Annotated in this window: 9 protein-coding genes; 4 read left to right on the top strand and 5 right to left on the bottom strand. The window is 73.0% G+C overall.

Annotated elements, in window-relative coordinates; translation table 11 throughout:
* Positions 1 to 763: 763 nt before the first annotated feature.
* Together NOCJ54_RS0119785 and NOCJ54_RS0119780 are read right to left on the bottom strand one after the other, a co-directional pair.
* Entirely contained in the window at positions 764 to 1,324 is a 561-nt protein-coding gene (locus NOCJ54_RS0119785; RefSeq protein WP_028656870.1) for a type VI secretion system tube protein Hcp, read from the bottom strand.
* A 136-nt stretch (positions 1,325 to 1,460) separates the two neighbouring features.
* A complete protein-coding gene (locus NOCJ54_RS0119780) occupies positions 1,461 to 3,398 on the bottom strand; it encodes a TIGR03960 family B12-binding radical SAM protein (RefSeq protein WP_028656869.1) in 1,938 nt (645 codons plus the stop codon).
* Positions 3,399 to 3,492: 94 nt separating this feature from the next.
* Between NOCJ54_RS0119780 and NOCJ54_RS0119775 the strand changes: the two genes are divergently transcribed.
* The 3 genes from NOCJ54_RS0119775 to NOCJ54_RS0119765 are packed head-to-tail and all read left to right on the top strand — an operon-like array spanning position 3,493 to position 6,351.
* Positions 3,493 to 4,611, top strand: a complete 1,119-nt coding sequence (locus NOCJ54_RS0119775; protein WP_028656868.1) for a calcium:proton antiporter — start codon at positions 3,493 to 3,495, stop codon at positions 4,609 to 4,611.
* Positions 4,608 to 5,483 carry a hypothetical protein gene (locus NOCJ54_RS28610; RefSeq protein ID WP_051486151.1) on the top strand — a complete coding sequence of 292 codons (876 nt, stop codon included), beginning with the start codon at positions 4,608 to 4,610 and terminating at the stop codon, positions 5,481 to 5,483. Before NOCJ54_RS0119775 ends, NOCJ54_RS28610 begins: the two co-directional genes overlap by 4 nt.
* 22 nt (positions 5,484 to 5,505) lie before the next feature.
* The gene (locus NOCJ54_RS0119765) at positions 5,506 to 6,351 is read left to right on the top strand and encodes a hypothetical protein (protein ID WP_028656867.1); all 846 of its coding nucleotides are present in this window, start codon (positions 5,506 to 5,508) and stop codon (positions 6,349 to 6,351) included.
* Between the two features lie 6 nt (positions 6,352 to 6,357).
* Here NOCJ54_RS0119765 and NOCJ54_RS0119760 read toward each other — a convergent pair whose 3' ends face one another.
* The 3 genes from NOCJ54_RS0119760 to NOCJ54_RS27135 form a co-directional block, all read right to left on the bottom strand.
* Positions 6,358 to 8,007 carry a copper resistance CopC/CopD family protein gene (locus NOCJ54_RS0119760; RefSeq protein ID WP_084255492.1) on the bottom strand — a complete coding sequence of 550 codons (1,650 nt, stop codon included), beginning with the start codon at positions 8,005 to 8,007 and terminating at the stop codon, positions 6,358 to 6,360.
* Between the two features lie 7 nt (positions 8,008 to 8,014).
* Entirely contained in the window at positions 8,015 to 8,770 is a 756-nt protein-coding gene (locus NOCJ54_RS0119755; protein WP_036518861.1) for a YcnI family copper-binding membrane protein, read from the bottom strand.
* Positions 8,771 to 8,844: 74 nt separating this feature from the next.
* Positions 8,845 to 9,399, bottom strand: coding sequence for a hypothetical protein (locus NOCJ54_RS27135; RefSeq protein ID WP_036518860.1), 555 nt, complete (start codon positions 9,397 to 9,399; stop codon positions 8,845 to 8,847).
* Between the two features lie 448 nt (positions 9,400 to 9,847).
* Between NOCJ54_RS27135 and NOCJ54_RS0119745 the strand changes: the two genes are divergently transcribed.
* Positions 9,848 to 11,152: an HNH endonuclease signature motif containing protein gene (locus NOCJ54_RS0119745; protein ID WP_028656864.1), complete on the top strand. Its 1,305-nt coding sequence runs from the start codon at positions 9,848 to 9,850 to the stop codon at positions 11,150 to 11,152.
* Positions 11,153 to 12,673: the final 1,521 nt, after the last annotated feature.

Raw genomic sequence — 12,673 nt, 5'->3', positions numbered from 1 at the left:
CCAGCCGACCGGCAGGGCCCCGCAGTCAAGGACACCGAAGGCGCCGCGCAGCGGGCGAGCGCAGCGAGCTCCTTGACGGCGGGGGCCGGTCGGCTACGGTGCGCGGCCGCCGACACCAACCACGAAGCAACACTCACGCCGCTGGTTGAGGTGCGAGGCGCCCCAGCGCCGAGCCTCGAAACCAGCGGCCCGCGCACTCCGGACCCGACCGGGCACAGCCCGCCTCGCAGGCCCGGAGGTTTGGCGGCTCGGCCGCGGGCGGCCTCACACCTCAACCACCGGGAGACACAGCCCAGGGACGTCATGCGAAACGCGGCCTGGAGCCCACGATCCGCATGACGTCCCGAGGAAGGCGGCCGCGCAGCGGCGGCGCGGACGCAGTCCGTGCCGGCAACCGCGCCGTCCAGCCGACCGGCAGGGCCCCGCAGTCAAGGACGCCGAAGGCGCCGCGCAGCGGGCGAGCGCAGCGAGCTCCTTGACGGCGGGGGCCGGTCGGCTACGGTGCGCGGCCGCCGACCAGCCACGCCGCCGTACCAACGCGCGCCGCAAGACCACTCGCCGCTGGTTGAGGTGCGAGGCGCCCCAGCGCCGAGCCTCGAAACCAGCGGCCACGGTCCACCGGACTCTGCCGGGCACAGTCCGCCTCGCAGGCCCGGAGGTTTCGAGGCTCGGCCGCAGGCGGCCTCGCACCTCAACCACCGGGAGAAGGCTTGCCGCCAGACGGACTGCCACCTACCGGAGCCAACTGCGCGCGCTCGCGCCATCAGGACACGCTGCCGGTCCCCTGGTCGTAGGCCGCGGAGTTGCCGCCGACGGTCGTCCGGATCGAGGCGAAGTTGAGCGACAGGCTCTCGGTGAAGTTCTCGTCGCCTGCCGCGGATGCCTGGCTGGAGAGGAAGACGTCGCCCAGCTCGTACTCGAACGGCGTGCCGTCGGGAAGGGTGCCGGCCAGCTCGACCTCGGGCAGCAGGGTGCCGGTGGTGATGTAGCCGAAGAGCACCGGGGAGGTGCTGTCGGTCGACCGGGTCACGTTCATCTCCGTCAGGGAGGGGCGGCTGGCCTCGCGCTGGCCGGAGGCCGCGGAGCCGGAGACGCTGACGCCGACGCCGGTCTGGAGCGAGGTGACCTCGACCTCGATCGGGTCGCCGCTGGAGGGGTGGATGGTCATGGTCGCGACGGCGCTGGTGCCCGGCTCGGGCTTGGGCGGCTTGCCGCCCTTGTCGGCGTCAGCGGTGCCGACGCTGGTGAGGCCGATGGAGACGGCACCGATGGCGCCGACGGCCAGCACGGCCGCCAGCCGGGCACGGGTGCGTGAAGTGGTCACTGTGTCCTCGCAGGGGGGTAGCGCGGACCGGGCTCCCCCAGCCCGCTGGGGCCGGTACGGCGGGGCACCGGTCCAGCGACCGTAGCCACATCTGGTGACACCCCACCAGAGGCGCGCGTGTCCTCCGAAACGATGGTCAGACGACGGAGAGCGGCAGCAGCTTCTGGCCGGTGGGGCCGATCTGGATCTCGGTGCCCATCTCCGGGCACACCCCGCAGTCGTAGCAGGGCGTCCAGCGGCAGTCCTCGACCTCGATGTCGGCACCGTCGGCGGCGGCGAGGGCGTCCTCCCAGTCGGCCCACAGCCAGTCCTTGTCGAGGCCGGAGTCGAGGTGGTCCCAGGGCAGGACCTCGTCGTACTCCCGCTCGCGGGTGGTGAACCAGTCGACGTCGACGCCCGTGCCGGCCAGCGCCTTCTCGGCGGACGCCATCCAGCGCTCGAAGGAGAAGTGCTCGCTCCAGCCGTCGAAGCGGCCGCCGTCGCGCCAGACCTCCTCGATGATCCGGCCGACGCGACGGTCGCCGCGGGACAGCAGCCCCTCGACGATGCCGGGCTGGCCGTCGTGGTAGCGGAAGCCGATGGCGCGGCCGAAGCGCTTGTCGGAGCGCACCGAGTCGCGCAGCTTGCGCAGCCGCTCGTCGGTGGTCTCGGCGTCGAGCTGCGCGGCCCACTGGAAGGGGGTGTGCGGCTTGGGGACGAAACCGCCGATGGAGACGGTGCAGCGGATGTCGTTGCGGCCGGAGACCTCGCGGCCGGTCGCGATCACGCGCTTGGCGAGCTCGGCGATCTGCAGGACGTCCTCGTCGGTCTCGGTCGGCAGGCCGCACATGAAGTAGAGCTTCACCTGCCGCCAGCCGTGGGAGTACGCCGTGGCGACGGTCCGGATCAGGTCGTCCTCGGTGACCATCTTGTTGATCACCTTGCGCATCCGCTCGCTGCCGCCCTCGGGCGCGAAGGTCAGCCCGGAGCGGCGGCCGTTGCGCGAGAACTCGTTGGCGAGGGTGATGTTGAAGGCGTCGACGCGGGTCGAGGGCAGCGACAGCGAGACGTTCGAACCCTCGTAGCGGTCGGCCAGGCCCTTGGCGACGTCGCCGATCTCGGTGTGGTCGGCGGAGCTGAGCGAGAGCAGGCCGACCTCCTCGAAGCCGGTCTTGCGCACGCCGTTCTCCACCATCGCGCCGATCGTCTCGATCGAGCGCTCGCGCACCGGGCGGGTGATCATGCCCGCCTGGCAGAAGCGGCAGCCGCGGGTGCAGCCGCGGAAGATCTCGACGCTGAACCGCTCGTGGACGGTCTCGGCGAGCGGCACCAGCGGGTTGCGCGGGTAGGGCCACTGGTCGAGGTCCATCAGCGTGTGCTTGCGCACCCGCTCGGGAGCCTCCGGGTGGTTCGGAACGACGGCGGCGATGGTGCCGTCGGCGCCGTAGTGCACGTCGTAGAGCTGCGGCACGTAGACCGTGCCCGAGACGGCGAGCCGGCGCAGCAGCTCCTGGCGGCCACCGGGACGGCCCTCGCCCTTCCACTCGCGGACGAGCTCGGAGATCTTGAGCACGACCTCCTCGCCGTCGCCGAGGACGGCGGCGTCGATGAAGTCGGCGATCGGCTCGGGGTTGAAGGCGGCGTGGCCGCCGGCGATGACGACGGGGTGGTCGTCGGTGCGGTCGACGGCGTGCAGCGGGATGCCGGCCAGGTCGAGCGCGTTGAGCAGGTTCGTGTAGCCGAGCTCGGTGGAGAAGCTCACGCCGAACAGGTCGAAGGCACCGACGGGGCGGTGGCTGTCGACGGTGAACTGCGGGATCTGCTGCTCGCGCAGCACCTTCTCCATGTCGGGCCACACGGCGTAGGTGCGCTCGGCGAGGATCCACTCGCGCTCGTTGAGCACCTCGTAGAGGATCTGGACGCCCTGGTTGGGCAGGCCGACCTCGTAGGCGTCGGGGTACATGAGCACCCAGCGGACCTCGGCGGCGTCCCAGTCCTTCGCGACCATGTTGAGCTCGCCGCCGACGTACTGGATCGGCTTGGACACCGACAGCAGGTGCGGCTCCAGCCGGGGGAAGACGGACTCGACGGACATGGCCCCGATTCTACGAGGGGAGCCCGGTCCGACCGGCATCCGCGAGCCCCCGCCCCTGCGGCCGCGCTGGGTCGTCCCCGTAGGATTCCGGCCCATGAGCGCCTCCACCTCGGGACGACTGGGGTGGACCGTCTTCACCCCGCCCCTCGCCGCCGCGGTCCTCGCCGTGAGCTGGGGGTCGCACCCCCGACCGCTCGCCGCGAGCCTGATCGGGCTGGCGCTCGTCGGCGCCGTGGTGAGCGGCGTCCACCACGCCGAGGTCGTCGCGCACAAGGTCGGCGAGCCCTTCGGCTCCCTGCTCCTCGCGGTCGCGGTGACGGTCATCGAGGTCGGCCTGATCGTGATGCTGATGGTGTCCGGCAACGGTGACACCGCCACCCTGGCGCGCGACACGGTCTTCGCCGCGGTGATGATCACGCTCAACGGCATCGTCGGCCTGGCGCTCGTCGTCGCGGCGATCCGGCACCACCTCGCGGTGTTCAACCCGGAGGGCACCGGGTCGGCGCTCGCCACGGTGATCACCCTCGCGGGGCTGACCCTCGTGGTCCCGGCGTTCACCACCAGCGAGGCCGGTCCGGTGCTGACCGGGTCGCAGCTCACCTTCGCCGCGCTCGCGTCGCTGGTCCTCTACGCGTCCTTCGTCTTCACCCAGACCGTGCGGCACCGCGACTTCTTCCTGTCGAACACCACGTCGACGCCGGGCGGCTGGGCGAGCGCCGACGACGCGGACGGCGACGGCCACGCCGACCCGCCGACCGACCGCGAGGCGTGGACCAGCGCCTTCCTCCTCGTGCTCTCGCTGGTGACCGTCGTCGGTCTGGCGAAGGTCGAGTCGTACTCGATCGAGGACGCCGTCGACTGGCTCGGTTTCCCGCACGCCGTGGTCGGCGTCGTGATCGCCATGCTCGTGCTCGCGCCGGAGACCATCGCCGCCGTGCGCGCCGCGCTGCTCGACCGGGTGCAGACCAGCCTCAACCTCGCCTACGGCTCGGCGATGGCGTCGATCGGCCTCACCATCCCGGCCATCGCGGTCGCGTCGGTCTGGCTCGACGGCGACCTCGCCCTCGGCCTCGAGCCGCTGCAGCTGGTGCTGCTGGTGATCTCGGCGGTCGTGAGCGTGCTGACCGTCGTCCCGGGCCGCTCGAAGCCGATGAACGGCGTGGTGCACCTGGTCCTGCTCGCCGCCTTCCTCCTGCTTACGGTGGCGCCATGACCCCCACCCGCTCGATGAGGAGGTACGCCGCCGCGTCGGTCGCCGCCGTCGTGGCGCTCGGCCTCGCTGCGTGCTCCGAGGAGCCCGACCGCGACGACGACCGGATCGTCGTCACCCCCGCCGGCGACGGCGAGCAGCCGCTCGGCGACCCCGTCGGCGACGGGACCCGGGCGAGCGTCGAGGGCTACACGATGACCGACGTCGTCCTGCCTGGACCGGACCGGCCCGGCGAGGTCGCGTTCCGCATCGTCGACGCGTCGGGCGAGCCGCTGAAGGACTACGTGCCCGAGCAGACCAAGCTGCTGCACGCCTACGTCGTGCGCGACGACCTCGGCGCCTTCCGCCACGTCCACCCCGAGCTCGAGGACGACGGGACCTGGCGTGGCCGCGTCGACCTCGGCACGCCCGGCCGGTGGCGGGTCGTCGCCGAGTTCGTGCCGCAGGGCGCCGACCGGCCGCTGGTGCTCGGCGCGACCCTGCGGGTGCCCGGGGCGTGGGACCCGGCCGAGGTCCCGGTCGGCGACGACGCGGCGACGGCCGACGACGGCGTGGTCCGCGTCAGCCTGCTCGGCCGCAGCGAGGCCGGACGCAGCGGCAAGCTGCAGATGGCCGTGACCGACGTCGACGGGGAGCCGCTCCAGCTCGGCAGCTACCTCGGCGCGACCGCCCACCTCACCGGCTTCGCGGTCGACAGCCGCGGCTTCGTCCACGTGCACCCGCTCGGTGCGCCCGAGGTGACCGACGACGGCACCGTGCTGACCTTCCACACCACCTTCAGCGAGCCCGGCGACTACCGGATGTTCGTCCAGGTCCGCGTCGACGGACTGCTCCACCAGGTCGCGGTGACCGCGGCCGTGGACCCCGAAGCCTGACCACCAACCCTCAGGAGAACGCATGTCCCGCAAGCCCCTGTCCGCCTCCATCGCCGCACTGGCTGCCGCCTCGCTGCTGCTCGCCGGTTGCAGCGGCGACGACTCGTCCGGCGGTGACGCCGGCGCGAGCAAGGAGCCGAGCGCGTCGGGCAGCGCGTCCGAGCCCACCGGTACGCCGGACGGCGGCTCGACCGGCGAGCTCACCCCGGCGAACTTCCAGCAGGCGATCCTCGACGCCCAGCGCGCCGCCGGGTCCTACCGCGGCAAGGCCACCACCGCGACCGGACCGGTGACCTCCGAGCTCGAGGCCGAGGTCGTCTTCGAGGGCGACAAGCCGCTCGCCCACGCGAAGACCACCGCGAACAGCCCGCAGGCCATCGAGACGGTGACCGCCGCCGGCGTCGTCTACCTCAAGTCCGACGGCCTGGGCATCCCGGCCGACAAGTGGCTGAAGATCGACCCCGCGGACCCGGCCAACGAGGGCAACCCGCTCGCCGCCCTCGCCGCCGCCTCCGACCCGGAGACCGCGGTGCGCGCGATGGGCGACCTGCAGTCGCTCGACGTCGTCGGTGAGGAGAAGGTCGAGGGCGTCGACACCACGCACTACCGCGCGGTCGCCGGCACCGAGAACTTCGCCGAGGCACTCGGCCTGCCCGCCGAGGCCACCGCCTCGCTTCCGGAGACCATCCCGTTCGACGTGTGGCTGGACGAGGACAACCGCCCGGTCAAGTACGAGTACGAGGTCGCCGCGGCCGGCACCACCAGCAAGGCGACGCAGACCTACTACGACTACGGCGCCGACGTCGAGGTCACCGTGCCCGACGACGCCGACACCGTCCCGCTATCGGACGTCAAGCTCGGCGGCTGACGCCGCTCAATCGGTGACCGGCAGCTCCACGGTCGTCACCGGGCTGGTGAACTCGTCGGCCCGGATGCTGACCTGGAGCTGCCAGGTCCCGGTGCGCGGGAAGACCACCTCCGCCTCGTAGGTCCCCGCACCGACCGGCTCGACGGGGACCTCGCCGAGGTCGACGCCCTCGGTGCGCAGCGCGACCGCCGGGGCGTCGTACAGGTCGAGCGGCTCGCCGGCCAGGTCCTGCACCTGCACGATCAGCCGACGTCGCAGGCCGGGGCCGGGCTCGACGACCGCGACCACCTTGAGGTCGTCGCTCGCGACGCCGGTGACCGCGCCCGTGCCGGCCGTCGCCGGCTGCGTCGGGGCAGGGCCGCCCGGCGGCTTCTGGGTGAGGAACCCGGTCACGCCGAGCACCGCGACGAGCACCGCCGCCTCCGCAGCGACCGTGCGGCGGACCAGGCCGGTGGCGGTGCGCCGGTCGTCGTGCCCGACGCCGTCCGTCACGCGCGGGAGGAGGCGCCAGCGGTTCCACGCGGCGAGCGCCACGACGACCAGCACCAGCGCCACCTTCACCAGCAGCAGCCGGCCCCACGTCTCCCCCACCAGGCGGGACCACGAGCCGACGATCCGCCAGCCGAGCAGCACACCGGTCAGCGCGAGCGCGGCGAGCAGCGCCGCGGCCACCGTCGAGAACCGGCTGAGCAGCAGCGCCCCGTCGCGAGGTCGTCCGGCAACCGAGGGCAGGACCAGCGCGAGTCCGACCAGGCCGCCGAGCCAGGTCGCGCCGGCGGTGAGGTGCAGCGCGTCGGTGACCACGAGCAGCGCGGTCGGCTCGTAGGCACGGGTGTGGCCGACCAGTGCGGGCGACCAGACGGCCAGCGCGGTGACCAGGTCGGCGAGCAGCGACGACTGCTGTTCCCTGGCGGCCCACACCGCCACGCTGAGGCCAGCCACCTGCAGCACGAGCACCAGCAGGTCGTCCTGCACCAGCGCCGGGTCGATGGCGTCGAGGTCGAGCACCCCACCGACACCGCTGCCGAGCTGGTAGGCACCGGCCAGCGGGATGGCGGCAGCCGCGGCCACCACCGCCACGACCGCGGACACCCGCAGCACGCGGACCAGGCGTCGTCGTACGTCGTCGGCCAGGCGGACGCCGCGCGCCGTCCAGGCCAGGAAGACCGCGAGTCCGCCCGCCAGCAGCAGCGCGACGTAGTCGACGCCGTGCACCACTGCCTGCAGGGTGGGTACGGCGCCGGGGTCGTCGGGCCCGAGCTGCGGCGCCTCGACCTTCGGGCTCGGCGCGCCGACGTGGAAGGTCAGGGACCCGGCGATCGGGTGGCCGTCGGCCGAGACCACCCGCCAGGTGATGACGTAGGTGCCGTTGTCGAGGTCGCCGGGCAGGCCGCCGCGGACCTCGGTGCCGCTGGCGGACGCCTCGACGTCGACCTGCTCCCCCGCGGCGTCGAAGGCGAGCAGCCCGTCAGGCACCAGCGAGACCGGCTCGTCGAAGGTGAAGGTCACCTCCTCCGGGGCGGCGTCGAGCACCTCGCCCTCGGCGGGGTCGGAGGACACCAGCGTGGCGTGCGCCGACGCGGGCGCCGCCAGCCCGAGCACCGCGGTAGCGGCGACGAGCAGGGCGGCGAACCAGGCCGGCACACGCCACGTCATGGGGTGGTCAGGCCTTCCGGCCGGAGCGGGCCAGGGCGGCACCGCCGAGCAGCAGTCCGCCGACACCGGCGACCAGGCCGGTGATCGCGAGGCCGTTGCCGCCGTCGTCGTCGGACGCCTCGGCCTCCTGCTCGCCCGCGTCGTTGCCCGACTCCGTGTCGGCCTCGTCGGTGGCACCGTGGCCGCCGCCCGAGCCCGCGGTGATCGTGAATGCCGGTGCCGGGCTCTCGAGCTCGTCCGCGTCCTGGCCGTCGGCCGGGGTCTCGATCCAGCCGGTCTCGCCCTTCACGCAGGTCTGCACGACGGGGAAGGTGAGCGTCTCGCCCTCGGCGTCCGGCAGCTGCACCTGCAGCTCGAAGCTGTCGCGGAAGCCGTCCTCGAGCGGCGTGCGCGCCGTGTAGACGACCTCGCTGACCCGCTCGGTGAGCTGGTTGCCGTGCGCGTCCTCGAGCGGCTCGGCCAGCTTCTCGGTGTTCTTCACGACCTTCCAGCCCGGGTTGACCGTCGGCGTCACCGACGGGATCGACTCGGGCATCCGGATGGTGATCCCGGTCGTCGGCGAGCCCTCGCAGCCGTGGCCGAGGCTGAAGGTGAGCACGGTGTACTCGCCGGCGCCGGTGCTGGACGGCGAGACGGTCACGTGCGCGCTGGCGGTGCCTGCGCTGAGCGCGACGATGCCGAGGGCGGCGGCGCCGGCAGCAGCGGTGCGGGCGGCAGTGCGGGTGGCGGTGTGACGGGTGGGCAGGGTGGAGCGTCGGTTCATGGGTTTCGTCCCTCTGTGATGGTTCGGGTGTGGCAGCAGGCAGCGACGGCCGCCCCGCACCCGTCCGGGACGGGTCAGGCGGTCGCCGGCAGCAGGGCCGGTGGCCCGCGCGTCGGCCGGGCCGCCGCGAACCAGCGTGCAGCAGGGACGGCGTGGGTCGGTACGGCGGAGCGGAGCGTCACGAGCACCGGGCCGCGGTGCGGCTCGGTCCACTGCAGGAGCACCTCCACCGCACGGCGGCGCAGCGCCCACATCACGCCGGTCACGGCCGCCGCGACCACGTGCGCGGCCAGCATCGCCGGAGTCAGCCCGAGCAGCGCCCCGCCGCCCAGGTCACCGGCGTGCCCGTGCCCGCCATGGCCCGACGGGGCCAGGGCGACCAGCCACGCGTGCCCGAGCACCTGCGCCGCCAGCAGCGCCGGCAGGACCACGCCGATCCGCGCCCGCCCACGCAGCACGACGCGCCCGGCGCCGTACACGAGGACGCCGAAGGCAAGCAGCCACCACGACTGCGGCGCCTCTCCCCCCGCCGCCGCGTGCGCCACCACCAACGCCGTCACGCTCTCCGCGCTGCCCAGCAGCGCCGGCACAGCCACGCGCTCGCGTGGGGCACGGCGGACGGTCAGCACGGGTTCATTGTGCCGGAGGGGGTGAGGGGGCGAGGCACGGTGGTGGGATGCGCGGGGGCCGGGGTGCGGTGCCGTTCACGACGCGGCCGGGAGGTGGCGAGCCCGCGCAGCTCCCGGTGGGCTGCGGTTGGGTGGCCGGCACAGTGCCGAAACCCGACGGTCGGGTTGCGGTTGCGGAGGCGGAGCGTGGGTCGGTCCCCGCAGGCTGCGGTCGCATAGCCGGTACAGCTCCGAAAGGCAGCGACGAGGAGGCTGGGTGGGTGGTCGGGTCCGGCGGTCGGCTTGCGGTTGCGTAGCGCCCGACGCCCGGTGGTTGAGGTGCGAGGCGCCCCGGCGCCGAGCCTCGAAACCACCGGGCCGCGAAGGCGGACTGTGGAGGGAGATTTCCCAGTCCACAGGCGGGCTTTCGGCGAAGTGAAGAGTCGGTGGTCTCTGGAAGAATCCAGTCATGGAGCTCGGAACCGGCACCCCGTCGACAGCATCGCTGCTGTCGCGGATCGCTGATGAGTCCGAGGCCCGCAACCAGCTCGAGGTCAGCGAGTGGCGCAACATCGTCACCTGGGCCGACGCCAACACCGTCGACCAGCCCGACGACGCGGCGACGGTGCGGGACGGGTACCTCGACACCGGCGTCCCCATCGCCGGCCCCGGCGCACCGCTGGTCAGTGAGTTCGCGTTGATGGAGCTCATCGCCGTCCTCGACCGCACCCCCGACGGCGGCCGGCTCTACGTCGGCAAGATCCTCGAGTGCGCCTGGCGACTCCCCGAGCTCTACGCCGCCGTCCTCGACGGCAACCTCGCCCCGTGGCGGGCCATGCGGATCGCCGAGCTCACCCACCCCCTCACCCAGCGCGCAGCAGCCTGGGTGGACCACCAGCTCGCCATCGCCGTCGAATCCGTGACCTGGGCGCAGATCGACCGCTTGGTTGCGGAGGCGATTGCGCGCTTCGACCCCGGGCGGGCGGAGCTGGAACGGCAGAGGGCGGCGGACCGCCGCAGGTTCACCATCTCCGACGTCGACGAGCACGGTCTCGTCTACGTCGACGCGTTGATGGACGCCGCCGACGGCCACGACCTCGACCAGACCATCACCCGACGCGCGCACCTCCTCGGCCAGCTCGGCGACACCGACTCCCTCGACGTCCGCAGGTCCAAGGCCGCCGGCGAGCTCGCCCGCCAGGACCTCTCCCTCGACCTCATCGTGAGCGACCCCGACACCGGCGAGGTCATCGCCACGTCCCCCGGCCGCCGCAGCGTCCTCAACCTCCACATCACCGACACCACCCTCACCGGCGACAACCCCGTCGGACGCTGCGAGGAAACCCGGGGACCGGTCCTCGCCAGCCAGATCAAGGAGTGGCTGTCACTTCCCGGCTCCACGATCATCGTCCGACCCGTCATCGACGTCGCCGACTGCACGCCGGTCGACTCCTACGAGATCCCCGACCGCCACCGCACCCGCGTCCAGCTGCGCGACCACACCTGCAGGTTCCCCAGCTGCACCACCCCCGCCACCAGGTGCGACCTCGACCATGCCATCGAGCACAGTCGCGGTGGTCCAACGTGCCCGTGCAACCTCGTCCCCCTCTGCCGCCGCCACCACCGCGCCAAGACCCACAGCACCTGGAGCTACCGCGTCCTCCGCCCCGGCCACTACCTGTGGACCGCCCCCACCGGCGCACGCTTCCTCATCACCCCGGCAGGAACGGACGTGATCGACCCCGTCGACTCCCCCGAACCCGAACGACCTTGACCCCGCCCCACACCCCGCCACACGGCGGGGTCAACGGCATGCCCGGAGGTCGCGAACCCCGGTGGTTGAGGTGCGAGGCGCCCCAGCGCCGAGCCTCGAAACCAGCGGCCACGGTGCANCGGTCCTCGACGGCAACCTCGCCCCGTGGCGGGCGCTGCGGATCGCCGAGCTCACCCACCCCCTCACCCAACGGGCTGCGGCCTGGGTGGACCACCAGCTCGCCGTCGCCGTGGAGTCCGTGACCTGGGCGCAGATCGACCGTTTGGTTGCGGAGGCGATTGCTCGCTTCGACCCCGNGCNGGCGGAGCTGGAACGGCNGAGGGCGGCGGACCGCCGCCGGTTCACCATCTCCGACGTCGACGAGCACGGTCTCGTCTACGTCGACGCGTTGATGGACGCCGCCGACGGCCACGACCTCAACCAGACCATCACGCGACGTGCCCACCTCCTCGGTCAGCTCGGTGACGACTCGTCGCTCGACGTGCGGCGGTCGAAGGCCGCTGGCGAGCTCGCCCGCCAGGACCTGTCGCTGGACCTCATCGTGAGTGATCCCGACACGGGCGAGGTCATCGCGAAGTCTCCCGGCCGGCGNAGCGTCCTGAACCTGCACATCACCGACACCACGCTGACCGGTGACAACCCCGTCGGACGCTGTGAAGAGACCCGCGGCCCGGTCCTCGCAGGCCAGATCAGGGAGTGGCTCTCCCTCCCGGGCTCGACGATCATCGTCCGNCCCGTCATNGACCNGGCCGACTGNNNNCCGGTNGACTCCTACGAGATCCCCGACCGCCACCGGGTGCGCGTGCAGCTGCGCGACCACACCTGCCGCTTCCCCAGCTGCACCACCCCCGCCACCAGGTGCGACCTCGACCACGCGACCGAGCACAACAAGGGCGGCCCCACCTGCCCCTGCAACCTCGTCCCCCTCTGCCGCAGGCACCACCGCGCCAAGACCCACAGCACCTGGAGCTACCGCGTGCTGCGCCCCGGCCACTACCAGTGGACCAGCCCCACCGGCGCGCACTTCATCGTCACCCCCGCCGGCACCGCCACCGTCAGCACCCCCGAACCCGACCGACCTTGACCCCGCCCCACACCCCGCGACACGGCGGGGTCATCACCATGCCCGCGGCCCTTTCTGCCGGCGGTTGATCGGCCAAGCGCCGCCTACGGCCCGCCGGTGGTTGAGGTGCGAGGCGCCCCAGCGCCGAGCCTCGAAACCAGCGGCACCGGTGCACCAGACTGTGCCGGGCACAGCCCGCCTGACAGGCCCGGAGGTTTCGAGGCTCCTCGCTAGCGCTCGTCGCACCTCAACCACCGGGAGAAGGCTTGCCGCCAGGCTGACTCAGCCACCTACCGGAGCCGACTGCGCGCGCGGCAGCGCGGCGCCCGCGCCGAAGGCGCGTCGAGGGCAAGTGCGGGCCGAGCGCAGCGAGTGCCTGCGCGCAGCCCTCGACAGGCGACGCGCTCGCGCCAAACAAACACAGGGCGGCGCGGACGCAGTCCGTGCCGGCAACCGCG

The sequence above is a fragment of the Nocardioides sp. J54 genome (genome assembly GCF_000519005.1).
Taxonomy (GTDB): Bacteria; Actinomycetota; Actinomycetes; order Propionibacteriales; family Nocardioidaceae; genus Nocardioides.
This window is presented reverse-complemented; position numbering and strand designations above follow the sequence as displayed.

Bases quoted from the DNA above. Each gene is read 5' to 3' on its own strand.
- NOCJ54_RS0119780 (WP_028656869.1), bottom strand. From the start codon at position 3,398: ATGTCCGTCGAGTCCGTCTTCCCCCGGCTGGAGCCGCACCTGCTGTCG.
- NOCJ54_RS0119775 (WP_028656868.1), top strand. From the start codon at position 3,493: ATGAGCGCCTCCACCTCGGGACGACTGGGGTGGACCGTCTTCACCCCG.
- NOCJ54_RS28610 (WP_051486151.1), top strand. From the start codon at position 4,608: ATGACCCCCACCCGCTCGATGAGGAGGTACGCCGCCGCGTCGGTCGCC.
- NOCJ54_RS0119765 (WP_028656867.1), top strand. From the start codon at position 5,506: ATGTCCCGCAAGCCCCTGTCCGCCTCCATCGCCGCACTGGCTGCCGCC.
- NOCJ54_RS0119760 (WP_084255492.1), bottom strand. From the start codon at position 8,007: ATGACGTGGCGTGTGCCGGCCTGGTTCGCCGCCCTGCTCGTCGCCGCT.
- NOCJ54_RS0119755 (WP_036518861.1), bottom strand. From the start codon at position 8,770: ATGAACCGACGCTCCACCCTGCCCACCCGTCACACCGCCACCCGCACT.
- NOCJ54_RS0119745 (WP_028656864.1), top strand. From the start codon at position 9,848: ATGGAGCTCGGAACCGGCACCCCGTCGACAGCATCGCTGCTGTCGCGG.